At 59.5% G+C, this 22,717-nt stretch carries 16 protein-coding genes and 3 tRNA genes; 9 read left to right on the top strand and 10 right to left on the bottom strand.

Features of this window, described 5'->3' with window-relative positions:
• The first annotated feature begins 8 nt into the window (after positions 1-8).
• The gene (locus BUE09_RS01045) at positions 9-2,300 is read left to right on the top strand and encodes a YgiQ family radical SAM protein (protein ID WP_073298875.1); all 2,292 of its coding nucleotides are present in this window, start codon (positions 9-11) and stop codon (positions 2,298-2,300) included.
• Between the two features lie 49 nt (positions 2,301-2,349).
• On the opposite strand, the gene BUE09_RS20740 is transcribed toward BUE09_RS01045, so the two are convergent.
• Together BUE09_RS20740 and BUE09_RS01035 are read right to left on the bottom strand one after the other, a co-directional pair.
• The gene (locus BUE09_RS20740) at positions 2,350-4,314 is read right to left on the bottom strand and encodes a methyl-accepting chemotaxis protein (RefSeq protein WP_073298874.1); all 1,965 of its coding nucleotides are present in this window, start codon (positions 4,312-4,314) and stop codon (positions 2,350-2,352) included.
• A gap of 47 nt (positions 4,315-4,361) precedes the next feature.
• Positions 4,362-5,975 carry a GGDEF domain-containing response regulator gene (locus tag BUE09_RS01035; RefSeq protein WP_073298873.1) on the bottom strand — a complete coding sequence of 538 codons (1,614 nt, stop codon included), beginning with the start codon at positions 5,973-5,975 and terminating at the stop codon, positions 4,362-4,364.
• Positions 5,976-6,192: 217 nt separating this feature from the next.
• On the opposite strand from BUE09_RS01035, the gene BUE09_RS01030 reads away from it, so the two are divergent.
• Positions 6,193-7,248: a DUF2333 family protein gene (locus BUE09_RS01030; RefSeq protein ID WP_073298872.1), complete on the top strand. Its 1,056-nt coding sequence runs from the start codon at positions 6,193-6,195 to the stop codon at positions 7,246-7,248.
• Between the two features lie 101 nt (positions 7,249-7,349).
• Here BUE09_RS01030 and BUE09_RS01025 read toward each other — a convergent pair whose 3' ends face one another.
• The 4 genes from BUE09_RS01025 to BUE09_RS01010 form a co-directional block, all read right to left on the bottom strand.
• Positions 7,350-8,690, bottom strand: coding sequence for a sigma-54-dependent transcriptional regulator (locus BUE09_RS01025; RefSeq protein ID WP_073298871.1), 1,341 nt, complete (start codon positions 8,688-8,690; stop codon positions 7,350-7,352).
• A gap of 109 nt (positions 8,691-8,799) precedes the next feature.
• The gene (locus BUE09_RS01020; RefSeq protein ID WP_073298870.1) at positions 8,800-10,392 is read right to left on the bottom strand and encodes a sensor histidine kinase; all 1,593 of its coding nucleotides are present in this window, start codon (positions 10,390-10,392) and stop codon (positions 8,800-8,802) included.
• Positions 10,382-10,621: a PP0621 family protein gene (locus tag BUE09_RS01015; RefSeq protein ID WP_073298869.1), complete on the bottom strand. Its 240-nt coding sequence runs from the start codon at positions 10,619-10,621 to the stop codon at positions 10,382-10,384. The genes BUE09_RS01020 and BUE09_RS01015 overlap by 11 nt, the downstream gene beginning before the upstream one ends.
• 60 nt (positions 10,622-10,681) lie before the next feature.
• A complete protein-coding gene (locus BUE09_RS01010) occupies positions 10,682-11,683 on the bottom strand; it encodes an outer membrane protein assembly factor BamD (protein WP_073298868.1) in 1,002 nt (333 codons plus the stop codon).
• A gap of 288 nt (positions 11,684-11,971) precedes the next feature.
• On the opposite strand from BUE09_RS01010, the gene rluD reads away from it, so the two are divergent.
• The 6 genes from rluD to BUE09_RS00980 all read left to right on the top strand — a co-directional run bounded on the left by rluD (position 11,972) and on the right by BUE09_RS00980 (position 16,868).
• Complete coding sequence (gene rluD / locus BUE09_RS01005) at positions 11,972-12,946, top strand: 23S rRNA pseudouridine(1911/1915/1917) synthase RluD (protein ID WP_073298867.1); 975 nt, start codon at positions 11,972-11,974, stop codon at positions 12,944-12,946.
• A complete protein-coding gene (gene pgeF / locus BUE09_RS01000) occupies positions 12,943-13,677 on the top strand; it encodes a peptidoglycan editing factor PgeF (RefSeq protein ID WP_073298866.1) in 735 nt (244 codons plus the stop codon). Before rluD ends, pgeF begins: the two co-directional genes overlap by 4 nt.
• Before the next feature lie 179 nt (positions 13,678-13,856).
• Positions 13,857-16,421 carry an ATP-dependent chaperone ClpB gene (clpB, locus tag BUE09_RS00995; protein ID WP_073298865.1) on the top strand — a complete coding sequence of 855 codons (2,565 nt, stop codon included), beginning with the start codon at positions 13,857-13,859 and terminating at the stop codon, positions 16,419-16,421.
• Positions 16,422-16,625: 204 nt separating this feature from the next.
• Positions 16,626-16,701, top strand: a tRNA-Asn gene (locus BUE09_RS00990).
• 9 nt (positions 16,702-16,710) lie between these two features.
• Positions 16,711-16,787: transfer RNA gene (locus tag BUE09_RS00985), tRNA-Pro, on the top strand.
• 5 nt (positions 16,788-16,792) lie between these two features.
• Positions 16,793-16,868, top strand: a tRNA-Lys gene (locus BUE09_RS00980).
• Between the two features lie 163 nt (positions 16,869-17,031).
• Here BUE09_RS00980 and BUE09_RS00975 read toward each other — a convergent pair.
• From BUE09_RS00975 to BUE09_RS00965, 3 genes are all read right to left on the bottom strand, one after another.
• The gene (locus BUE09_RS00975) at positions 17,032-18,327 is read right to left on the bottom strand and encodes an NAD(P)/FAD-dependent oxidoreductase (protein WP_073298864.1); all 1,296 of its coding nucleotides are present in this window, start codon (positions 18,325-18,327) and stop codon (positions 17,032-17,034) included.
• A 59-nt stretch (positions 18,328-18,386) separates the two neighbouring features.
• Positions 18,387-18,560 (bottom strand): DUF3094 family protein, encoded by a 174-nt coding sequence (locus BUE09_RS00970; protein WP_073298863.1) that lies wholly within the window; start codon positions 18,558-18,560, stop codon positions 18,387-18,389.
• Positions 18,561-18,721: 161 nt separating this feature from the next.
• Complete coding sequence (locus BUE09_RS00965) at positions 18,722-21,010, bottom strand: DUF1631 domain-containing protein (protein WP_073298862.1); 2,289 nt, start codon at positions 21,008-21,010, stop codon at positions 18,722-18,724.
• A gap of 335 nt (positions 21,011-21,345) precedes the next feature.
• On the opposite strand from BUE09_RS00965, the gene nadC reads away from it, so the two are divergent.
• Entirely contained in the window at positions 21,346-22,194 is an 849-nt protein-coding gene (gene nadC, locus BUE09_RS00960) for a carboxylating nicotinate-nucleotide diphosphorylase (protein ID WP_073298861.1), read from the top strand.
• 38 nt (positions 22,195-22,232) lie between these two features.
• Here the strand turns inward: nadC and BUE09_RS00955 are convergent, their stop codons facing one another.
• A complete protein-coding gene (locus BUE09_RS00955; protein ID WP_073299456.1) occupies positions 22,233-22,664 on the bottom strand; it encodes a Z-ring associated ZapG family protein in 432 nt (143 codons plus the stop codon).
• Between the last annotated feature and the right edge of the window lie 53 nt (positions 22,665-22,717).

Raw genomic sequence — 22,717 nt, 5'->3', positions numbered from 1 at the left:
TTCTAGCCATGCACGCCGCCAAGCCCCTTTTCGATTATCCCAAGTACTGGGCCGAGTGTTTCGGTCCGGCGCCATTCCTGCCGATGAGCAGGGAGGAGATGGATCAGCTCGGCTGGGATTCGTGCGATATGATCATCGTGACTGGGGATGCCTATGTCGACCATCCGTCGTTTGGCATGGCTATCATCGGACGCTTGCTCGAAGCGCAAGGGTTTCGCGTTGGCATCATCAGCCAGCCGGACTGGCAGAGCAAAGCCGATTTTATGAAGCTCGGTCAGCCAAATCTGTTTTTTGGCATCGCCGCGGGCAACATGGACTCGATGATCAATCGCTACACGGCTGATCGCAAGATTCGATCGGACGACGCCTACACCGCGGGTGGCGAGGCGGGTAAGCGACCCGACCGGGCGAGCCTGGTCTACAGCCAGCGCTGCAAGGAAGCTTACAAACATGTGCCCGTTGTGCTCGGCGGCATCGAAGGTTCGCTACGTCGCATCGCGCACTACGATTACTGGTCAGATAAGGTGCGCCGTTCGATTCTCATGGACGCGACGGCGGATATTCTTCTCTATGGCAATGCCGAGCGTGCCATCGTTGAGGTAGCCCAGCGCCTGGCGCGCGGCGAGTCTATCGAGCAGATAACCGATGTGCGCGGCACGGCGTTCGTGCGCAAGGATTCGCCTGAAGGCTGGTTCGAGATCGATTCGACTCGTATCGACCGGCCCGGCAAGATCGACAAAATCGTCAACCCTTACGTTAATACCCAGGACCAGCAAGCCTGCGCGATTGAGCAGGAGAAGGGCGCGCAGCTGGCGGACGATCCCAACGAGTCCAAGGTGGTGCAGCTGTTGCCCAGCCCCAAGATCGAGCGCGACAGGACCGTGATCCGTCTGCCGTCGTTCGAAAAGGTGCGTAACGATCCAGCGCTCTATGCCCACGCCAACCGTGTTCTGCACCTGGAGACCAACCCCGGCAATGCCCGCGCGCTGGTGCAGCGTCACGATGACCGCGAGCTGTGGCTAAACCCACCGCCGATTCCGCTGACCACCGAGGAAATGGATTACGTGTTCGCCGCGCCCTACGCGCGCGTGCCGCACCCGGCATACGGCGGGGCGAAGATCCCGGCATACGAAATGATCCGCTTCTCGGTCAATATCATGCGCGGCTGTTTCGGTGGTTGTACCTTCTGCTCGATCACCGAGCATGAGGGGCGCATCATCCAGAGCCGGTCTCACGAGTCGATCCTGCATGAGATCGAGGAGATGAGAAGCGTGCCGGGATTCACCGGCGTGGTTTCCGACCTGGGCGGTCCGACCGCCAACATGTACCGTCTGGCCTGCAAGAGTCACGACATCGAGAAGCATTGCCGCAAACCGTCCTGTGTATATCCCGGCATCTGCGAAAACCTCAATACCGACCACAGCTCGCTGATCGAGCTGTACCGCAAGGCGCGTGCTCTTCCCGGGGTGAAAAAGATCCTGATCGCCTCAGGCCTGCGCTACGACCTCGCGGTCGAGTCGCCCGAGTACGTCAAGGAACTGGTCACCCACCATGTTGGCGGTTACCTGAAGATCGCGCCCGAACATACCGAGCGCGGCCCACTGGACAAGATGATGAAGCCGGGGATCGGCAGCTACGACCGGTTCAAGCGGATGTTCGAGAAGTATTCGAAGGAAGCGGGCAAGGAGCAGTACCTGATTCCGTACTTCATCGCTGCGCACCCGGGCACCACGGATGAAGACATGATGAACCTGGCGCTGTGGCTTAAGGCCAACGGTTTCCGCGCCGATCAGGTGCAGGCCTTCTACCCGTCGCCGATGGCCTCGGCCACCGCGATGTACCACACCGGCAAGAACCCGTTGCGCAAGGTCACCTACAAGAGTGAGGGCGTGACCATCGTCAAAAGCGAGGAACAGCGCCGGCTGCACAAGGCTTTTCTGCGCTACCACGATCCGAGGGGCTGGCCAATTTTGCGCGAGGCGTTGATCCGCATGGGGCGCGCCGATCTGATCGGCAACGGCAAAAATCAGCTGATCCCGGCGCACCAACCGGCGGTTGAAGGTTATCAGAGCGCGCGGCGCAAGAATTCAACGCCGGCTGGCAGCAAGAAGGCAGGCCAGGGCGGCAAAATCCTTACCCAGCACAACGGCTTGCCTCCGCGCAGTCACGATGGCAACGCATGGGACAAACGCGAGGAGGCCAAGGCGGCCGCTGAAGCGAGGCGTAAGGCTGCCGTTGGCGGCGGCAAGCCTGGCGGAAAGGGGCGTAAGCCTTCTCAGCGTCCCGCGGTCCCTCGCTGACCGATAGCTGGCGTCCAGCCGGAGGCGCCAGCGTTTGTATAAGCTGTGATCAGCCTCTGAACGCTAGAGTCGCCTGGTCCAGTTCGTTGGCCAGCTGCAGCATCTGCCCGCTCTGTTCGCGGCCACGGCTGATGTGCGCCAGGTTGCTGTCGCCGAGCTGATGGATACGTTCGCTGTGACTACGGATTTCGCTGACCGCTTCGCTCTGCTGGGCGGTGGCCAGCGCGATCTGTGCGGCCATCTGCTCAATGGAACCAATGGTGGTCACGATCTGATTCAGCGCCGAATCTTCCGTCTCGGCCAGCTGGGCTGTTTCTTCGGCGTGATTGACCTGGGTGCGCATGGCTTGGACCGATTGATGTGCAGCGGTCTGCAGGCCCCCGATTAGCAGCTGGATCTCTTCGGTGGCTCCGCTGGTGCGCTGCGCCAGGGTGCGTACCTCGTCTGCAACAACCGCAAACCCTCGGCCTTGCTCGCCAGCTCTCGCAGCTTCGATCGCTGCATTCAGTGCAAGCAGGTTGGTCTGTTCTGCGATCGAGCGGATGACAGTCAGTACCTTGCCGATCGTTCCGGTTTCCTCAGCCAGGCGTTCGATGGCCAAGGCGTTGCTCTGCACTTCGCTAACCAGACCGTGCAGTCCGGTCAGGCTTCTGCCGATGACCTGCTGTCCCTGGGTTACGGCGTGGCTTGCAGCGCGGCCGGCCTCGGCCGTCTGGTCTGCGCTGGTAGCGACATCCTGGATGGTGGCTTCCAATTCACCCAGCGCGTCCCGGATTTGCGCGGTGTCGCTGTTCTGGCGGCTGGCACCTTGGTGCAGATCATTGCTCATGTCCGCGAGGCTCCGACTATTGCCGGTCACCTCTTGTGCATGTTGGCGCAGCGTGCCGACAAGCGTGAGCAGGTAGTTGCGTAGCTGGTTGAGCGACGTGCCGATTTCGACCAGCTCAGGCGTTTTTGAGCGAATATCGATAGGTCTTTCGAAATCGCCGCCGGCCCAAGCGGAGAGCGCCGGAGCCAGTTGCCCAAGCGAGCGTGTGAGTTGGCGCTGCAAGCGATCAATGGCAAGTGCGACCATTAGAATCAACGCGATGATAGTGCCCTGAATCAGCCGTACTTCTGCTTGGATACGGCCATGTTCTGCGCGGATCTCTGGCTCCAGGTCGTCGAGTGCCACTTGTAGGGATGCGACTTTCTGCTCGGTGCTGTCCATCAGTTTCTGGCGTTGCTCGATCAGTCCGCGTGTGCGTTGCAGTTCTCCCGGATATCGCTTCAGCAGGCTGGAGAGGTCGCGCTTGAAGGCGATACCTTGATCTTCAGCTGTCTGCGCTGGGGCTTGCTCGTCGAGGTCCAAGAGCGCAGCGAAAGTGCTTGCACCGGATTTTTGCGCACTCGTAACGCCGAGCAGTGGCAGGGCTTGTAGCGTTTGCGCTTCGTTCGTTATTGCTTGCAGCGCTTGCTCTACCTCAGCCGCCAACTCGCCGTTGCCGCTAGCGGTCAGCTTGGCTCTCGCGTGGCTGAGGCGAAGCAGTTGTCGACTTGATTCGAACAATGGCTGTTGATAAAGAGTGACGGCTTCATGCTGTCCTTGCGCGGCATAGCGATGTAGCTGCTCCAGTACGCCTGCTATCTCACGCTCAGCCTGCAGTAGCAGGCCTAAAGGATCTCCGGCCAGCTTGCCTGCGGCGAGCAGCTCGGTAGCGGCGAACTGGTGGAGCTGTTCCAGGCTCGGCTGCAGACGATTGGCGAACGGGCCGGGAAGGCCACTCACGTCTGCCTCAAGCCCCTCTAGCGCAGTCAGGGCCGCATTGTGTCGTAGGGCGTCGCCACTGCTCAGGTATTCGTGGATATTGTCGGCGACCTGATGCTGAAAACGCTGGGAAAGGCTCAGGTACTGACCCATTAGCTGGTACGGGCGCTCCAGCGCACGCTCCGACCACCAAAGCGTTGCGCCCAGGGCAAAGCAGATGGCGACGAGCAGCAAGGTGTTGAGGGTAGTAAGGGACTTCAGGCGCATCCTGGCCTCCGGAGATTCTGGAGGCTAGAAGATATGGCTATTTGATGTCAGTCCTGTGACGGCCGGAACCACTCCACCCGATTTCTGCCGGCACGTTTAGCGGAGTAGAGCGCTTCGTCTGCCTGCTGAGTGAGCGATTTGATTTCTGCGTCCGGTGTGAACTCGGCGATGCCGCAGCTAAACGTGCAAGACAAGTCGAAGGGTTGTGCTGGATAGCGGATTTCGGCAAAGCGTTCACGAATCTCGTCCAGCACCTTTACGGCGTTCTGCACCGTGGTGTCGGGCATGACCACCGCAAATTCCTCACCCCCATAGCGGCCTATGTGGTCGGTCTTGCGCAGGCGCTGTTTGAGAAACAGGGCGAGGCTCTTGATTACCCTGTCTCCCATTGGGTGGCCGTAGGTGTCGTTGACCTTCTTGAAATGGTCGATATCGATCATGGCGAAACACAGCGGTTGCCCGTCCCTGCGGGCACGTGAGCTGGCGTCTTCGAGCAACTGCAGGCTGTGTGTATGGTTGTATAGGCCGGTCAGGCTGTCTCGCACAATTCTGGCCTTCAGGCTGCGGGCCCGCTCGGCGCGGGTGCGGACTGTCGCAATCAGATGGCTGGGTTTGATCGGTTTGGTCAGAAAATCATCGCCGCCTTCGTTCATGGCGTCGAGCTGCTTGTCGAGATCGTCTTCGGCCGAGAGATAAATGATGGGTACGCTGACGTAGCGCTCGTGCTGCCGGATCACTTTGGCCAGTTCAGTACCCATGCATTCGGGCATGTACATGTCGAGGATGATCAGATCCGGCTGGAATTCAGCCAGATAATTGATCGCCTGGATCGGCTCATTGAGCGTCTGGGTGATGATCCCCGCATTGTTCAGAACCCGCTCGGTGTGGGTCGCCTGGGCACGCGAGTCATCAATGATCAGAACGCGGAACGGTTCGTAATGGGCGGTACGGGTGAAAATCTCGATCTTTTCCAGCAGGCATGAAGCATCGATAGTGCCGGTAAAGAACTCGAGCCCGCCGGCGCGCACGGCCGCCAGTCGCATCGGCGTGTCGGTTTCCTGATGGCTGAAGAAGATCAACGGCAGCTTTTCTTCCAGCCCTTGCTGAATGCGCTCTGCGAGCTGTAGGCCCTCACCGGGGCCATTGAAGTCCACGTCCATGACGATCGCAGCCGGGTGCCGCTCATGCATTGCTGCGCGGAATTCGCTATCACTGGCGAAAGCCTGCGCATTCATGCTGAAGAACTCGAGCTGGCGAACCACGTGCCGAGCGCGCTGATTGTCTCCCAGTGCGATGTAGACGGGTTTGCTCAAAGGCGGTACATAGGCGGACTGCCCGCGCGGGTCGCCGTGACGCAGGCCGGTGCGTGCCAGACGATAGACCAGTTGACTGAGCGTGGCGATGGTGTTGCTAGACAGTCGTCCGCGATTGTCGCTGATATCGCCCAGGCAATCTTCGATGCCAATCGCGAGCAGTTGATGTTCAGTTTGATCGAAGCGCTCGGCGAATTTTCGCAAACGCTGATTGGCATCAGCCAGCGCAGACCGGCAGCTGTCATTCCATTCGCTGCGTTGCAGCTGTTGCCAGACTTCGAGTACCTCCCGCGCCTGGTGGATGACCCGTTGGGCGAAGTGCTGCTTGAGTTCTTCCTGGTCCGACATGTCCGGTTCCCTGGCCCGCTACGGCAGTGCTCTCAGAGCCCACTGTGGTGGCTCAATGCTACCACCTATCAGTTTCAGCGAAGGTTCTGGATAGGCGGCCTGGTTCTCATTATGAGGCTTGCTTTCGACCGGCTGCGTTATAGTGGTTCACATGCCGCACGCTCTGCGTGATCGGCGATCGCATCTTTGAAACTTATGACGAGAAGGACAGACGCCCATGTTGGATTGGAAGAATCGCTTCGGCCGCCTCGGCTTATCGGGAAACTCAGCCAGAGCGGATCGGTCGACTCGCAATCCGCTACTGCTGGGGCTTGCCCTGTTAATCGGGCTCTACCTGCTCGTAGCCCTTTTGATCGGATGGTACTGGAGCTCCGAACCTGACCGATTCCCAGTACAGCAGCAGGTGCGGGAAGCAGCCGAAGCAGCCCAGCAGCAGATCGTCAATGGCTACACCACGGTTGAAACCCTTAAGCAGGTTGCGGGCACCTTGCTTGACAAGCCAGGCGGCTATCTGAGTAACGACATCGCTCCGCCCGGTCTGTGGCTGGACAACATGCCAAGCTGGGAATACGGCGTGCTGGTTCAGGTTCGCGATCTCAGTCGTGCCCTTCGCAAGGATTTTGCGCGTTCGCAATCCCAGTCGACCGAAGATCCGGATTTGTCAAAAGCCGAACCGCTGTTCAACTTCGACAATCGCAGCTGGGCTCTGCCGGCCAGCGAATCGGAGTACCGCAACGGCACCCGTTACCTTGATCGCTACCTGGCGCGTTTGAGCGATCCGAATGCGAAAGCCCAGTTCTATTCGCGTGCCGACAATCTGAATAACTGGCTTGGAGATGTCGGGACTCGACTCGGATCTTTGTCCCAGCGGCTGTCCGCTAGCGTCGGTCGCGTGCGTTTGGATGCGCAGCTGGTGCCGGAGCTTGAGCGTGATGGTGTCCGTCAGGTGGTTGAAGAAGAGCGCGTCGAGACGTCCTGGATGCAAATCGATAACGTGTTCTATGAGGCGCGGGGACAAGCGTGGGCTTTGTCGCACCTGCTGCGCGCCATTGAAGTGGACTTTGCCGACGTGCTGGCGAAGAAGAACGCGGCGATCAGCGTCAGGCAGATCATTCGTGAGCTGGAAGCTGCACAGGAGCCATTGTGGAGCCCAATGGTGCTCAACGGTAGCGGCTATGGAGTGCTCGCCAACCACTCACTGGTAATGGCCAATTACATTTCGCGTGCTAACGCGGCGGTTATCGACCTGCGTAATCTGCTGTCGCAAGGTTAGTCGGTAGCAGCCAGCCTGAAGCCATAGGCTTCAGGTCAGCGCAAAGAGGTTCGGCGGTGCCTGCTGAACGTGGTCAGCGCCGACCCGCTTCCAGCTTTAGCTCAATCCAGTCCGAGCTTCTTCAGCCGATACCGCATGGAGCGGAACGACAACCCCAGCCGTTGGGCGGCGGCGGTGCGATTCCAGCGGGTTTCTTCAAGCGCCTGCATGATCAGTTTGCGCTCGACCTCTTCGAGGTGGTCTTCAAGATTGTCGATCTGCGCCAGGCTTGCTTCGCCATTCTCCGGCATCCCTGGCGTGTCGGACAGACGCAGGTCGCTGGGTTTGATTTCTTCGCCTTCACAGAGCGTGTAGGCACGCTCAAGCATGTTTTCCAGCTCGCGCACGTTGCCGGGGAAGCGGTAACTCTGCAGCTTTGCCAGTGCATCGGGCTGTAGCCTGGCCGGCGTGTCGCCGCATTCCTGGGCGAGGCGGCGCAGCATTACCTCGGCCAACTGGGGAATATCCTCACGGCGTTCGCGCAAGGGCGGTACGCGCAACTCGATGACGTTCAGTCGATAGTAGAGATCCTGACGAAAGCGTCCTGCGGCGACTTCGCTGGCCAGATCCTTGTGGGTGGCGCAGAGAATCCGCACATCAACCACGACTTCCTTCGCGCCGCCAACTGAGCGCACGGCCTTTTCCTGGATGGCTCGCAGCAGTTTCACCTGCATCGGCAGCGGAAGGTCGGCCACTTCGTCGAGAAACAGCGTGCCGCCATTGGCCGCCTGGAACAGACCTGGTTTGTCTTCCATCGCGCCGGTGAAACTGCCTTTCTTATGTCCGAAGAACTCGCTTTCCATCAACTCTGAGGGAATCGCGCCGCAGTTGACTGGAACGAAGGGTTGTTCATGACGCGGCCCTTGTTCGTGGATCAGCCGCGCGACCAGTTCCTTGCCGCTGCCGGATTCGCCGCTGATATAGACCGGTGCCTGGCTGCGCGCCAGTTTGCCGATCTGCTTGCGCAATACATTCATCGGTGGTGATGCGCCAAGCAGACGACTGTCGACCGTCAGTTCGTTGGGATTCGGTGTACGCAATCGCAGTGCAGTATTGACCAGCTCGCGGAGACGGCCGAGGTCCACCGGCTTGGTGAGAAAGTCAAAAGCCCCAGCCTTGAGCGCCCCGATCGCGGTGTCAAGACTGCCATAGGCTGTAATCATCGCCACTGGTAGCTGCGGGTACTGCTGCTGGATGAACTGCACCAGTTCCAAACCGCATCCGTCGGGCAGGCGCATATCGGTGAGGCAGAGGTCGTAATGCTCACGTGCCAGGCACTCGCGCGCCTCTTTAAGATTGCGCGCGCTGCGGGTGTCCAGTTTCATGCGTCCGAGGGTGATCTCCAGGAGTTCACGGATATCGGGTTCGTCATCGATGATCAGCGCTTTCTGGCGGGCGGTCATGGTCTCGGTCTTTGAGAGAGAGGGTGTGGGATACGCAATGTTAACGCCACGGTGCCTGCCTTGTACCCCCACATGGCCGATGTGTGACCCGTTGCGTCTTACGCAAAGCTCAGCTCAGCTTGCGTGGATGCGCAAAGACGATCCGAAAGCAGCTTCCGCCCTCGTCTCGCTCACGGTAATCCAGCCGTGCCTGATTGCTTTCGCAGAGCTCTCGAGAGATATACAGCCCAAGACCCGTGCCCTTGTTTTCTGTGGTGAAGAACGGCTCAAAGATGTTCTGCACTTGTTCTGCTGGCACACCTGCGCCATCGTCGAGCACCTCCAGCACGGGCAAGTCACTCGCCTCGTCACGAAAGACTTTTAGCCACACCTGTGCTTCGCCGTGTTTCTGGCCGCTGTAGCGCAGGCCGTTCTGCACTAGATTGGTCAGCACTTGAATCAGCTGATTTGGGTCCATGCGGGTCTGCAGAGAACTGCCTTGAGTCTCCACGTGGACAACCTGCTGAGGCGGCAGTGTCTGGCGATATTCGCTGGCGAACCGATGCACCCAGTATTTCAGATCCAGCAGTTGCGGTTCGGCCTGGCGACGGCGCGACAGCTGCAGCACATTTTCGATGACCAGATTCATGCGCCGCGAATGATCCTGGATGATCTGGCTAAGGCGCAAATCTGCAGGGTCCAACACATCTGATTCCTGCAGCAGCTGGGCAGCATGGCTGATCGCACCGAGCGGGTTGCGGATCTCGTGGGCAATGCTGGCGGTCAGTCGGCCAAGCGACGCGAGTTTCAGCTGCTGGGCCTTCTGCGCGATCTGCGAGATATCTTCAAGAAATACCAGGGTGTCCTGCTTCATGCCGTGCTGCAGCGTAGCGAAGCTGGGCTGCAGCGTGGCGCCGTCGGGTGTGGCTTTGAAGTTGCGCGGACGGAGGGTGGGGTTCTCGTGCCAGCGTTGCAGGCCTTTGACAATTTCCGGACAGCGTGGCGCCAGCCGTTCTCCGGTCAGGGATGCTTGTCCGAGCAGTTCGAGGGCACCCTGATTAGCAAGCAGCACGCGTTCTTGAGAGTCGAGGACAAGGATGCCGGTGCGCATGCGTTGCAGAATCTGGGCGTTCAAGGCTTCGAGATTGGCGACCTCTTCGGCGCGCTGGCGGGCAAGGGTTTCGCTGACCTGCAGCCGTCTGGTCAGGCCCTGCACCAGTAGCGCGGCGGCGAAGCACAGCGTGCCAAGCGCGGCGGCCTGGATATACTGACTGCTCGCCGCGCTGTCGCTTAAGCTGAGGTAGAACGTCAGATAGATGAGGCCGGTTGCAGCGACTGCGGCGATGAAAAAGCCGACACGGCCGTGCAGCAGGATGTTCGCAATGGCAACCGCGACGATCAGCAGGTTGCCGATGCCACTCGGCGTACCGCCCGCGAAGTAGAACAGGGCGGCCAGCAGGGTGACGTCCAGAAACGCGAGCGCCACCACCGGCAGTTCCCGCTTGGGATTCTGCAGCAACACGGCAGCGAAGATGTTGAGGGTCAGGTAGAGCCAGGCGCCGTAGTAGAACGCCGAGGGGTTGATCATGCGCATCAGCTCGCTGTGCAGATCGCTGCTGATCAGCAGAACCAGCACCAAGCCGATTACGACACGATAAAGATGATAAAGCCGAAGGATTCGTCGACCGGTGTAACCGAAAAACGTCAGGCGTTCAGTTCCCACCCGACTTGCTGTCCTGTTCCAGATGCGCCTGGCTGCAATACCAACGGTCACTGCTCTGCAGTGCTTGCTCACGTGGCAGGTGTACGCCGCATTGAACACAGCGAACGGTCATGACGGTGGTCTGTTGCGGTTTATTAACGGCAGCGGACTTGCTGCTGGTTACGCGGCGCCAAAGCCAGAACGCTGCCGCAATCAGGACGATCCAGAACAACAGTCGAAACAGGCCCATATCTCTACTTCCTGGCTAAGCCGTGCGGGCCTGCCGTTCTGGCAGGCTGCGGTTGGACACTCAGTCGAACAGGCCGAAGGTTAGATAGCTCCACCAGGAACGGTCTTGCTCTTCGTTGGCAGCTTCGGCTTCCGCTTCCCGTAACACAGGGCGCAGTTCATCCGGGAGATCCTGTGCGGCATTTTCATACTGACGCACCACATCGCGGTTGGATTGCGAGCGGTCCGGAGCTTTATTCTCGGTATTGATCAGGCCAAGTGTGGCGCGGGACAGCCAGCTGCGGTTATCGGCCTCCTCCTGGCGTGGCACGAACTCGCCGTCTTCCAGGCTGGGGTGTTGCGGGTAGTTCAGCTTGAGCGTTTCCAGGCTGGTGCCGGCAAGGTCGTCGAGTCCGAGGCGCTGATAGGCTTCGGTCATGACGGCCAGACCGTCACCGACTGCGGGCGTACCCTGGAAGTTTTCCACAACATAGCGACCACGGTTGGCGGCAGCTACGTAGGCCTGACGACGAAGGTAATAGTCAGCAACATGGATTTCGTTCGCCGCCAGCAGGTTACGCAGGTAAACCATCCGTGCCTTGGCATCCGGGGAGTAACGGCTGTTTGGAAAGCGGGTGGTCAGCTGGGCAAATTCGTTGAAGGAGTCGCGTGCAGCGCCGGGGTCACGCTTGGTCATGTCCAGCGGCAGGAAACGCGCCAGCAAACCGCGGTCCTGGTCGAAGGACGCCAGACCCTTCAGGTAGTAGGCGTAGTCGACACTGGGATGCTGCGGATGCAGGCGGATGAACCGTTCGGCAGAGGAACGAGCGGCTTCCGGCTCGGTGTTGCGGTAATAAGCGTAGATCAGCTCAAGCTGCGCCTGTTCGGCGAAACGGCCGAACGGATAGCGGGATTCCAGTGCCTTCAGTTTGTTGATCGCGCTGGTGAAGCTCTTATTGTCCAGGTCGGCTTGTGCCTGCCGGTACAGTTCCGCTTCGCCGAGGTTTTCACTGATGGTTTCGTTGGACGAACAGGCAGCGGTAAGGGCGAAAATGGCGATCAGCAGCAGGTGTTTCACTTGCATGGCGGCTTGCGTCCCTGTGACGGCTGGCTGTCTTGCGCTGAGCCGTCCTGTTATGATGGGCGCCCCGGCTGGCCGGGACAAAGACGCGGTATTTAAACACAAGCGTGTTGCTGAAACCAAAGGCTGCACCCGTGTCGCTGTCGAGGGGCTGCTCAGGCTGAGGATCTGCCCGTAGGCGTCCTGCCTGCCGACCTGGTCACATCCCCCTTCCTCATGTAGCGGCTTATCGCCTGTCGCAACCGGCCGAACCGCACGGTTGCCTCTCCAACTATTGAAGCGCCCTTAATTATGTCCACGATCACCACCCAGGCCATTCATCTCCGCGCCGAGGTGCCATTTGAGCTCGGCGGGCAGCGCCTCGATCAAATCGCCGCACAGCTGTTCTCTGAGCATTCCCGTTCACGTCTCGCTGCCTGGATCAAAGAGGGTCAGCTCACCGTTGACGGTATGGCGCTACGGCCTCGCGATACCGTGCATGCGGGTGCTGTTCTGGAGCTTTCTGCCGAGCAGCAGGCGCAGGGTGAGTGGGTGGCGCAGGACATTCCGCTGGATATCGTTTTCGAAGATGAGCACATCCTGGTGCTGAATAAACCGTCCGGGCTGGTGGTGCATCCAGCCGCCGGGCACGCCGACGGCACCCTGCTCAATGCCTTGCTGCATCATGTCCCGGATCTGATTAACGTGCCGCGTGCCGGCATCGTCCATCGCCTGGACAAGGACACCACCGGCCTGATGGTGGTGGCCAAGACGCTGCAGGCGCAGACGCGTCTGGTTGAGCAGTTGCAGGCGCGCAGCGTCAGTCGTATCTACGAGGCTATCGTCATCGGTGTAATCATCACCGGGGGAACCGTAAATGCAGCCATTGGTCGGCATGGCCAGCAGCGTCAACGCATGGCAGTGGTCGAAGGTGGCAAGCCAGCTGTGAGTCATTATCGGGTGCTCGAGCGCTTCCGGTCGCACACGCATGTTCGGGTCAAGCTTGAAACCGGACGTACGCACCAGATCCGGGTGCATATGACGCATATCGGTTATCCGTTGGTGGGTGACCCACTTTATAGCGGGCGTTTTCGTATCCCGCCGGCAGCGAACCCAACCATGGTGCAAACGCTGCGGGATTTCCCGCGGCAGGCATTGCATGCACGCTTTCTGGAGTTGAATCATCCAGTCAGCGGCGAGCGGCTGAAATGGGAATCGCCGTTGCCGGATGATTTCGTCTGGCTGCTGACACTGTTGCAGCAGGATCGCGAGGCGTTTAGCGGGTGAGCGACTGGCCAGAAGGCTGGATCCGTCCCGACTGGCCCGCGCCTCGGCGTGTGAGGGCGTGCGTCACCACGCGCAGCGGTGGCGTGAGTCAAGCGCCGTTCGATGGCTTCAACCTGGGCGATCACGTAGGCGATGTGCCCGAGCGGGTGTCGGCAAATCGGCAGGACCTGCAGCGGCTGCTCGGTTGCGAACCTGCCTGGATGAGCCAAGTCCATTCATGTAGCGCCGTTGAAGCCGATCCGGGTAGTTGCCCTACAGCCGACGCCAGCTGGACGGGCAAGGCAGGTATTGCTTGTGCGGTACTGACTGCCGACTGCTTGCCGGTATTGTTCTGCAACCTCGACGGCACTCGTGTTGCGGCTGCACATGCAGGATGGCGCGGGCTGGCTGCTGGCGTGCTGGAGGCCACAGTGTCGGCCATGGCGGTGCCTGGCGCGCAATTGATCGCCTGGCTCGGTCCGGCGATAGGACCCGCGGCATTCGAGGTGGGCGGCGAGGTGCGTGAGGCGTTCACGTCGCGCCACCCGGTTTGTTCCGATGCCTTTACCCCCAGTCACAATGCGGGTCGCTTCATGGCGGACATCTACCAGCTCGCTCGAATCCGTCTGGCTGCCTGCGGCATTACGGCTGTGTTCGGCGGCGGTTTCTGTACTGTCGGCGATCCCCGTTTCTACTCCTATCGCCGTGCCGCCTGCACCGGACGTTTCGCCAGCCTGATCTGGCTGGTCTGAGTCCGAACCTCCCGGCTTCGGCGCCTCGCATCTGGCCTGCGTTAAACCAACGACATGACCTGCGTCAAGGTCGAACGGCTTGAATCTCCAACAATCAACCTCATCTAAGGTCCATCTCGCAGGCTTTTGTTCGTAGCGCGGTTCAGTGCACGGCCTGCCTTACCTAGAAAGGTGATTACATGCGTATCGATCGTTTGACCAGCAAGCTGCAGCTTGCGCTTTCCGATGCCCAGTCCATTGCTGTTGGTTTCGATCATTCGTCCATCGAGCCCTTGCATCTGATGCAGGCGCTGCTTGAGCAGCAGGGAGGTTCGATCAAACCGCTGCTGATGCAGGTGGGCTTCGACATCAATGGGTTGCGCCAGGCGTTGACCAAAGAGCTTGACCAGTTGCCGAAACTGCAGAACCCGACCGGTGACATGAACATGTCTCAGGATCTGGCGCGACTGCTCAATCAGGCTGATCGTCTCGCGCAGCAAAAGGGTGACCAATACATATCCAGTGAGCTGGTGCTACTCGCTGCTTTGGATAACAGCAGTCGCCTGGGCAAGTTGTTGCTGGATCAGGGTGTGACCAAAAAAGCGCTGGAAAACGCCATCAGCAATCTACGCGGTGGCGAGGCCGTCAACGACCCCAATGCCGAGGAGTCGCGGCAAGCGCTGGACAAGTACACCGTGGACATGACCAAGCGCGCCGAGGACGGCAAGCTCGACCCGGTGATCGGTCGCGATGACGAGATCCGCCGGACCATTCAAGTGTTGCAGCGGCGCACCAAGAACAACCCGGTACTGATTGGCGAGCCAGGCGTAGGCAAGACCGCCATAGTCGAGGGCTTGGCGCAGCGCATCGTCAACGGTGAGGTGCCAGATGGGCTCAAGGACAAGCGTCTGCTAGCGCTGGACATGGGTTCGCTGATCGCTGGGGCCAAGTTCCGCGGTGAGTTCGAAGAGCGTCTGAAGGCGGTGCTCAACGAGTTGGGCAAGCAGGAAGGGCGCGTCATCCTGTTCATCGACGAGCTGCATACCATGGTCGGAGCCGGCAAGGCCGAAGGCGCGATGGACGCCGGCAACATGCTCAAGCCTGCCCTGGCGCGCGGTGAATTGCATTGCGTCGGGGCGACCACTCTTGATGAGTACCGCCAGTACATTGAGAAGGACGCTGCGCTAGAGCGTCGCTTTCAGCGCGTGCAGGTCGATGAGCCAAGCGAAGAAGATACCATCGCCATTCTGCGGGGCCTGAAAGAGCGCTATGAAGTGCACCACGGGGTCTCCATCACCGACGGTGCGATCATTGCCGCGGCGAAGTTATCGCACCGCTATATCACCGATCGGCAGTTGCCGGACAAGGCCATCGACCTGATTGATGAGGCGGCCAGCCGCATTCGCATGGAGATCGACTCCAAGCCGGAGGAGCTTGATCGTCTGGATCGACGCCTGATCCAGTTGAAGATCGAGCGCGAAGCACTAAAGAACGAAGACGACGAGGCGACCCGTAAGCGTTTGGCCAAGCTCGACGAGGAAATCGTCAAGCTGGAACGCGAATATGCCGACCTTGAAGAGATCTGGAAGTCGGAGAAAGCCGAAGTGCAAGGCTCCGCCCAGATGCAGCAGAAGATCGAGCAGGCCAAGGCCGATCTCGAAGCTGCGCGGCGTAAGGGCGACCTGGCGCGTATGGCCGAGCTGCAATACGGCATCATCCCAGACCTCGAGCGCAGCCTGCAGATGGTCGATCAACACGGCAAGACCGAGAACCAGCTGCTGCGTAACAAGGTAACGGATGAGGAGATCGCCGAAGTCGTCTCGAAGTGGACGGGTATTCCGGTGTCGAAAATGCTCGAAGGCGAGCGCGAGAAGCTGCTGAAAATGGAAGGCCTGTTGCACCAGCGCGTGATAGGGCAGCACGAGGCGGTTGTCTCGGTGGCCAATGCGGTTCGTCGATCACGGGCCGGGCTGGCTGATCCGAATCGCCCCAGCGGTTCCTTTCTGTTCCTCGGTCCGACCGGGGTTGGCAAGACCGAGTTGTGCAAGGCCTTGGCCGAGTTCCTCTTCGACACCGAGGAGGCGATGATCCGTATCGATATGTCGGAGTTCATGGAGAAGCATTCTGTTGCGCGCCTGATTGGGGCGCCACCGGGCTACGTGGGCTACGAGGAGGGCGGCTACCTGACCGAGGCCGTGCGCCGCAAGCCCTACTCGGTGGTTCTGCTCGACGAAGTGGAGAAGGCGCACCCTGACGTGTTCAATATCCTGCTGCAGGTGCTTGAGGACGGGCGTCTGACTGACAGTCATGGGCGGACCGTGGATTTCCGCAATACGGTGATTGTCATGACTTCGAACCTGGGGTCGACGCAGATTCAAGAGCTGGTAGGCGATCCTGATGCGCAGCGCGCAGCGGTCATGGATGCGGTGAGTCATCACTTCCGGCCGGAGTTCATTAACCGTATCGACGAAGTGGTGGTCTTCGATCCGCTGGCCCGCGATCAGATCGCTGGCATCGCCCGCATCCAGCTGAGTCGCCTGCAGCAACGATTGGCCGAGCGTGAGCTGAGTCTGGAACTGAGTGACGAGGCCATGGATAAGCTGGTTGCAGTGGGTTATGACCCGGTCTACGGCGCGCGTCCGTTGAAACGAGCCATTCAGCGCTGGATCGAGAATCCGCTGGCGCAGCAGATACTCTCTGGGGCGTTCGAGCCGGGTTCGAGTATCTCGGGGAGCGTGCAAGGTGACGAGATTATCTTCGCCTGATTTACGCGGTGCCGGCGCGTTCTTTCGGAGCGTTGCCGGCGGCTCCGACTCCAGTGGAGCGGGTAGCGCTGCTGCGTCGTGCAAATCATTGTAGTAAATCGCATTTTTTCTGTTGACAGCCGCGCCGAGAACCGTAAAATGGCGCGCCTCTGAGGGGGGAAAGCAAGCGGTAACGCAGACCACCTGAAGAGCTGGAAATGAAGTTCCGCGATAGCTCAGTCGGTAGAGCAAATGACTGTTAATCATTGGGTCCCAGGTTCGAGTCCTGGTCGCGGAGCCAAAATCCAATCGGGGTATAGCGCAGTCCGGTAGCGCGCCTGCTTTGGGAGCAGGATGTCGGGAGTTCGAATCCCCCTACCCCGACCATTTTTGGGTCGTTAGCTCAGTTGGTAGAGCAGTTGGCTTTTAACCAATTGGTCGTAGGTTCGAATCCCACACGACCCACCAAAATCGTCTCGCAAGAGGCGTGAGAAACCGGGAGATCCGCAAGGATCTCCCGGTTTTTTTTTGCCTTGAGGTTTCTCTGCGCGTTTGCAGGCCTCGTATCGCTAAAACTGGTCGTTAGCCCAGCGCCTCTCGTGGTGAGCTGCGCTGGCGCTGTTTGCGTCAGTTAATGCAGCTTGAGGCGCGGTACTGTGCTGGTGCTGAGTTTGTCTCCAATCATCATCAGGCCCGTACGCGCGACGCCGTACAGCGCGATCTGATGCATCCGATATAGGGAAACGTAGAACATCCGTGCCAACCACCCTTCCAGCATCACGTTGCCGGTGAGATTGCCCATCAGATTGCCTACTGCAGAGAACGTCGACAACGATATTAGGGAGCCGTAATCGCGATAGCGGTAAATGGGCAGGTCCTTGCCCTCCAGTCGCCGGGCGATCGATTTGGCGAGCAGCGATGCTTGCTGATGCGCCGCCTGCGCTCGCGGGGGCACGTTGCGATCACTGTCAGGTTGCGGGCATGCAGCGCAATCGCCGAAGGCGAAGATGTTCTCGTCCCGAGTGGTTTGCAGGGTGGAGAGCACCTGCAGCTGGTTGATCCGATTGCTTTCCAGTCCGTCTATGTCTTTCAGAAAGCTTGGCGCTCGGATGCCGGCAGCCCAGACTTTCAATGTGGCTGAGACAAAGTTGCCATCCTTGGTATGCAAGCCTTCATCCGTCACCTCGCTTACTGCGGCGTCAGTGAGTACGGTGACGCCCAGATCTTTGAGCGTTTGGTGCACCGGCTGGCTGATTCGCTCCGGCAGTGCGGGCAGTACTCGTGGGCCAGCTTCAATGAGTGTGATGTGGACGTTTTCTGGCTTGATGCCGTTCAGCCCGTAGGCGGCCAGCTCGCGTGCGGCGTGGTGAAGCTCGGCGGCAAGCTCGACCCCTGTGGCGCCGGCGCCGACAATCGCCATGTTGATGGTGCTTTGATGGCCTTCAGCGGCATGGGCGCGCATGTAGTGGCTTAGCAGTAGGCGGTGGAAACGCTCTGCTTGTTCACGTGTGTCGAGAAAGATGCAGTGCTCGGCGGCGCCCTTGGTGCCGAAATCGTTGGTCGTACTGCCGACCGCGATCACCAGCGTGTCGTAGCTCAGCGTGCGAGCCGGCACCAGTTCGATCCCGTGTTCATCGAGCGAGGCGGCAAGATGGACGCAGTTGCGCTCGCGGTCCAGGCCGCTCATACGGCCCATCTGGAATTCGAAGTGGTTCCACTTCGCCTGTGCCACATAGTTGAGCTCGTCAGCGGACGAGTTCAGCGAGCCGGCGGCCACTTCGTGCAGTAAGGGTTTCCAGATATGCGTCAGGTTGGCGTCGATCAAGGTGATACGCGCCTTGCCACGCTTGCCCAGGGTTCTACCCAGGCGGGTGGCAAGCTCCAGGCCGCCGGCGCCGCCGCCGACGATTACGATGCGATGTGTCATGGAATGAACTCATAAGGCTTTACGGAATTCGGCTCGGCGCCTGGCGGCAATCGTAGCGGTCATAGGACCAGGCGGCTCAGGAGGCGGCTCAGCAGGCCCAGGCCAAGAACCACCGCCAGAACCAGCGCAAGGAGCAGCCAGGGCCGAAAAGGCCGGCGCTCGACTTGGTGCTGAGGCGCGCTGAGGTAGCGATCAACGCGTTCCTGGTCTTCAGGTTTCAGGCGGCTGGACATACGCACCTCGAAAAGGGGATGCAGGCATTCTAGCGGCGCGAGGGCAAAAGCCAAGCGTGACGACATCGGTGCATTGGCTCAGGTTTGGCGGGGTCGATAGTCGGTGCGGGGTGCTCATGACGATTAGCTAGGTTAGAGGAGGGGCGAGTACCCCTCTTGATCTAGCGCCCGTTGTTGTTTTTCAGACTACGGAGATTGCCGATCACCGATTCCAGCGCCCGATCAAAGAGCAAGGCATCATTGAGCAGGCGGATGGCGTCACGACGGAATTCTATTGCGAGGCCCATGCGGGTTTTTTCCAGAACCTTCATGCCGGTACGGTTGACGAAAATGTACTTGCCTGTGGGCTTGATCACTGCGGCGAGCTTGCAGCGGAGCTTGTGCTCTTCGTCTTCCTGAAACTCGACCCAACTGCCGACTCGCAGGTTGTCGACCTGCGTCAGTGCTTCGTCGTTGTCGTCGAGGTTGATTTCCGGCTCATGTTCGCGGGTTTCACCAGGGGCGAGTAGAACAATCTCCTCGTTGACTTCGACCATCGCCTGGCTCGCCGCCTCGTTGGCAATATCTTCGCGCGGTGGCAGCTCCAGCTTCTGTTCGGCTGCGGTATCGCTGTGATCGAGCAATTCGCCGGCTGGTGCAGGTTTGGTTGGCTGGTTGAGCTGCTGCAGGGTTTGCACATGCAGCGCTTCGAGTCGGGTAAAGAAGTCGCTGGTGGAGAAAGGGTCGAACGCCGCACTGACCAGGCCTTCACGGAGGTTCTTCAGCAGGCTTGGAACCAGCTCCAGCAATTGTGCTCTCGATTCGAGGTCCTCGTGCGGTGCAACGCTCCAGATCAGATCATCCATGGTGGCCAGCGCGGCCTGCCATTGTTCCGACTGGGTGCCGTGTTTCAGGCACGTAAGCAGCAGAACCTTGCTCCACGCCTCTTGCAACAGTCGAACAACCACCTCGGGCAGTGTTTTGCCGAGCAGTCGCTGATTGAGTGCATGCTCGACCTCCTGGCGGGCCATTTCGGCCCTAGCGCGGCCTTCCTCGGCGTCCCGCGTACGCTGCTCCAGCAGCTCGCTTCGGCGCCGCTCGTCGCCAGTGAACGCGAGGAAATCAGCGAGCAGTTCGGAGAAGATGGCGGGATCATCAACGAAGTCGTTCAGTAGGCGAGCCACAATCTGCTCGATCTTCTGGTAAAGGCTGTCGCGTTGGACTTCATCCTGATCGGCCCAGCCCATTGCGGCTGAGGCGATCTCGTTAAGCAGGCGTCTGGCCGGGTGGCTGCCGCGGCTGAAGAAGGTCTTGTCCAGGACTGCGACTTTCAGGACGGGGATCTGCAGCCGTCCAATCAATGCCTTGAATGAGTCGGGTAGGGTGCGGTCGTCGAGAATGAACTCGAACAGCATCGACACCAGATTAATAACATCCTCGTCGACTTCGCCGACGACACGTGATTTGCCGCTCCTGGTACTGACGCGATGCAGCAATTGCTCGAGTTGGCCCTGCAAGTCGAATTCATCGACCTGCAGCGGAGCACGTGACTGCAAATGCGAGAGCAGCCGCATCAGATCGTTGCTGGATATCGGGATGGCGTCGCTGGGCAGGTTGCGTGCCGGCAGCGCACTTCCGCGCAGTTCTGAAAGCAATGCCTGCAGGCTTCCGAAGGCTTCCTGAACGCCACTATCAACGTAAGAGGATGGTTCGCTGAATTCCGCGCCGGACCTTGAAAGGCTGTTTCCTGACGTGGCTGGGCGGCTCGAGCGGCGTGGCTGCGCTGATTGCAACTCCGGCAGAACGTTCGCCGCCACCAGTACCTGGTTGGATTCGGCATAAAGCTGCTCAAGATCTGTCAGCACGTAGCGCTCGAACAGCTTGAGAATGATCAGCTTGACCTTGATCTCAACGCCCAGGCTTCGGCAGGCCTCGAGAAAGTACTGGCAGAGTTGCTGGGGACCCAGTGGGGTGTTCTTGTCGTCCAGTTTCTTGCTCACCAGCACATTCATGCGTGTGGTGAGGTGGCTGAGTGGCTGGCTGGCGCGGCTCATGACTTTGGCGACCATGGTGTCGATTGCAACCGACTCTTCCAGTTCGTCGTTCTGCACCAGCGCCAGGCTTTCAAAGGATGCTTCCTGCGGCGCCGGCTTGCCAATTTCGTACTGGTTGAGCTTGGAAAAAGATTCGAAAACCTGTTGCAGGAAGCTGCGCTCGATCCCGCGGCGCTTCATGCGCAGGTCGCGCATGGCTTCAAAAAAAGCGTTCTGTTCCGCATTACTGGTGGCGCGATCGGCAATCTCGAAAAGCGAGTCGTCAGCGTTGTCGAACAGTGTCTGCAGCGCCAAACGCAGTTGCTGAGCGGCTTTGTCGCGCACACTGATGAGTGCGACAGGAAGTCTGCCTGCCGCTGAGGTCTGCTTTTGCTCAGGGGCAGCCTTGAGGTGCACCACATTCGCATCAGTTCGCATGGATCGCTCCGGTCGCCTGCTTTGAAGGCGCTCAAACAACACTTGTCAGGCCGCTGATAGTGAATAGCGGGAAACGGCTAGTAAAGTAGTGGCAGATAGCCATTTACATGGCGCCAATCTATCGTCTGATTATAGGCGTCTTGTTCGGCAATGAACTCTGGGTTGTGTCTTGGACATGAAGCAGCTCACAGATGCTCCCCGGAATTCGTTCGAGCGGTAGAAAACCCTGCAAACGTGAGGGGTAAATCCTTTTCCGCCTCATACGTTCCCTTCTTTCGCCGCTGCGACAGATCAATGCGCGCCGTATACTTTCGCTAATTAAATGGGAGCCCTTCGTGACCAATCTCACTCTTGCGGATCTTTCCGCCGAAATTGAATCCAATGTCCGTCGCGCGCTGGTCGAAGACCTTGGCGCCGGTGATATCACTGCGCAGTTGATTCCAGCAGAGCGCCTTGCCCAGGCGAAGATCATCACCCGCGAGGCGGCTGTCATCAGTGGCACGGCCTGGGTCGATGCCGTGTTCCGGCAGCTTGATCCGCGGGTAGCTGTGCACTGGCAGGTAGCCGATGGCGAACAGGTTGCCGCTGACCGTGTACTTTTTCAGCTGGAAGGGCCCGCACGTGCGCTGCTAAGTGGCGAACGCACCGCGCTGAATTTCCTGCAGACCTTGTCAGGGGTTGCGACCCGTTGCCGACAGTATGCCGACCTCGTTGAAGGCACCGGTGTGCAGTTGCTCGATACGCGCAAGACTATTCCCGGGTTGCGTCTGGCACAGAAGTACGCTGTCACCTGTGGCGGTTGCCATAACCATCGACTCGGTCTTTACGACGCGTTTCTGATCAAGGAAAACCACATCGCTGCCTGTGGCGGGATTGCCGAAGCCGTTACGGCCGCGCATCGCATTGCTCCGGGCAAGCCCGTAGAAGTTGAAGTCGAGAGCCTTGAAGAGCTGGAGCAGGCGCTACGTGCGGGCGCCGATGTCGTGATGCTTGATGAATTGAGTCTGGCTGACATGCGCGCAGCGGTAGGCATGGCAGCGGGACGAGCGAAGCTGGAGGCGTCCGGAGGAATTGATGACGGTACGCTGCGCGCGATTGCAGAGACAGGTGTGGACTATGTTTCGATCGGCGCTTTGACCAAGCATGTGCGGGCGGTCGATCTGTCCATGCGCTTGACGCAATAGCGCAATAACGAGGCGGCACCGAGTGCCGCCGACCAGGCTCAGTGCTTGCTCTTCAGCCCGAAGTTTTCGTGCAGCGTACCGGGCACGTCCGCGTCCTTGAGCGCGTAATCCTTCGGCGGCTCGGTGAACGTCGGTGAACTGAGACGTTCGCGATGACTGTGGTTTTCCTCGCTATGCAGCGCCGCGAGCAAGCGCTGGCGAGTCTGCTCGTCGAGCGCCAGCTTGTCCGCACCCTCTGACAGGTGATCCTGCATGTCCTGATAGCTGTTGGTCAGCTTGCGCAACAAGCTGGCCGTAGTATTGAAATGGGTAACCACTTCGCTTTGATAGGTATCCAGGCGCTCCTGCAGATCGTCCACCTGGCGCTGCGTGCTATTAGGTGCGCTGTTCCGCGCAATCAGGTAACCAATGACGATGCCGACGATCACGCCGACGATCGGGAGCAACCAGGTCGCGAAGGTCTGTTCCACGAATACTTCCTCTATAAAAACGGCTGTGCTGTTCAGCAGCGAAACCTTGCGCT

The sequence above is a fragment of the Stutzerimonas xanthomarina DSM 18231 genome, assembly GCF_900129835.1.
GTDB classification, from domain to species: domain Bacteria; phylum Pseudomonadota; class Gammaproteobacteria; order Pseudomonadales; family Pseudomonadaceae; genus Stutzerimonas; species Stutzerimonas xanthomarina.
Note: the sequence above shows the minus strand (reverse complement) of the source record. Positions and strands in the feature narration are given on the sequence as shown.